This is a genomic window from Streptococcus sp. 477, from assembly GCF_013277295.1.
Lineage (GTDB): Bacteria > Bacillota > Bacilli > Lactobacillales > Streptococcaceae > Streptococcus > Streptococcus pseudopneumoniae.
The window spans coordinates 1-752 of the sequence record NZ_VMMQ01000068.1 but is presented as its reverse complement, the minus strand read 5'-3'; the positions used below and the strand labels follow the sequence as shown (position 1 = coordinate 752).

Annotated in this window: 1 protein-coding gene; it reads right to left on the bottom strand. The window is 39.8% G+C overall.

Features of this window, described 5'->3' with window-relative positions; translation table 11 throughout:
- Nucleotides 1-137: 137 nt before the first annotated feature.
- Nucleotides 138-611, bottom strand: a complete 474-nt coding sequence (gene tnpA / locus HT691_RS08030; RefSeq protein WP_023934883.1) for an IS200/IS605 family transposase — start codon at nucleotides 609-611, stop codon at nucleotides 138-140.
- Nucleotides 612-752 lie beyond the last annotated feature (141 nt).

Genomic DNA, 752 nt, shown 5'->3' with positions numbered 1-752 from the left:
AGTCATAACCACCCGTGAAAACGGGTGGCTTGTACACCGGCTATAAGCCGTTTCTCTCCAGCGGCGTCTAAAGACGCTCGCTGAACTTCGTTCAGGTCGTGCTATATTACTTGACTAATGCCCGTCACAACGGGCTTTTACCTTGTTCTAAATCCGCCATCAGAAAACGGATCTTCATATTCTTTTACACTCAGCTTATCGAGTGCAATGTCATTCTTTTCCTGCTCGCGAATATATTTAGCTACGGTCTTTTCGTTTAGTCCAACGGTACTTACATAGTATCCCCTAGCCCAGAACTTTCGATTTCCATACTTATATTTTAAATTAGCGTGCTTATCAAATATCATCAATGCACTTTTGCTCTTGAGATACCCCATAAAATCGGAAATCGAAAGTTTGGGAGGTATCAATACAAACAGGTGTACATGGTCTGGCATCATATGACCTTCGATAATCTCCACGCCACGACAACCGCATAGATGTTTAATAATATCTATCAAATCCGACCTGACTTTGTAATATATCGCCTTACGGCGATACTTAGGTGTAAAAACTATATGATATTTGCACATCCATTTAGTATGTGATAAACTGTAACTGGTTTTAGCCATTTATTTTTCCTCCTTTATCTAACCTGAACAATTAGATTATACTTGGAAAAATAAATGGAAGCTAGAAGCCTTGTCAGCCACCAGCATAGCTGGTGGTTTTCTTGTTTTTCTCTACGAGAAAAACTGGCTTGAAGCCATAAT

Coding starts and splice junctions, on each gene's coding strand:
- tnpA (WP_023934883.1), bottom strand. CDS start 611: ATGGCTAAAACCAGTTACAGTTTATCACATACTAAATGGATGTGCAAA.